Consider the following 952-nt stretch of genomic DNA (forward strand, 5'->3'; position numbering starts at 1 on the left):
GTGAACCGCCCTGTACGGAACCGTACGCAGGGTGGTGTGGGAGGACGGCGGGAGTAATCCCGCCTCCTACCCGATTCCGGTTATCCCCCATCAATATTCCCCCCCCTTGCGCAGTTTTTTTCTAAAAAATAAGGGTTTTGAACATTTTTCCCCCTGCCGGGGACCCAGGCGGCGCCAGATCGTCAGCCCGCTGCTCAGCAGTTGGACAGTTGTTCAACTTGTTCAGAAGGAGCGGCAGACTCAGTAAATACGGTCACTTGAGGTGACGGGCGCCTGGCACTGTGCAGGTTTCGTGCAGATGTGAAGCTCTTATTTTTCAGTCAGTTCTGTGTAAAGGGCACTGATTACGATGACTTATGTGTGGTGCAGATCTTTGGCACTGCAGTTGCGATAGCACAGGCATAAAGCAATGACTGTGTAGAGGATGGAGGTTGCGATGAGCAACAAGCACGGAAGCGGTTAACAAAGAATAAATAAAACTGAATAGCAACAACGACAATACTAAACCATCCGCGAGGATGGGACGGAAAGCCCACGGGTCTCCCTGAGACAGCCGGGTCGCCGAATCTAGCAGATGGAATTTTCCATCATAGAGAAGCGACCCGGCTTTTTTGTGTCCGGGACAAAAGGAGATAGAAATGAAGAAGCGCAATGCATTACTGACCGCAACCTTAGGAATCCTCTTGTCAACTAACGTCGCCTCTGCCGCAGTGTTGTTCTCAGACGATTTCGATTCACGCAGCGATTGGAGCCCCGCACAGGGAGCTTCCGGTGCTACCTGCATCCCCGGGCAGAACTGCGCCACGCCGATTCCTGACGGCTACTACGATTACCGCGTGGCGGGAACCGAGGCCTGCAGCAACCTTGACGGCAATCACAACACCCTGAACATCAACGGGCTGCACCCTAGAGGGACCGGCAAGAGCTTCATGATGTGGAACGAGCCCTGCTA

The 952-nt window shown here is 53.6% G+C and carries 1 pseudogene and 1 riboswitch; the pseudogene reads left to right on the forward strand.

The features are described from left to right. Window positions 1-490: 490 nt before the first annotated feature. A riboswitch (cyclic di-GMP riboswitch) is annotated at window positions 491-566 on the forward strand. Window positions 567-638: 72 nt separating this feature from the next. After that, window positions 639-952: pseudogene (locus KI809_RS20340) on the forward strand (Ig-like domain-containing protein); the annotation flags it as partial.

It is taken from the genome of Geoanaerobacter pelophilus, from assembly GCF_018476885.1.
In the GTDB taxonomy this organism is placed as follows: Bacteria; Desulfobacterota; Desulfuromonadia; order Geobacterales; family DSM-12255; genus Geoanaerobacter; species Geoanaerobacter pelophilus.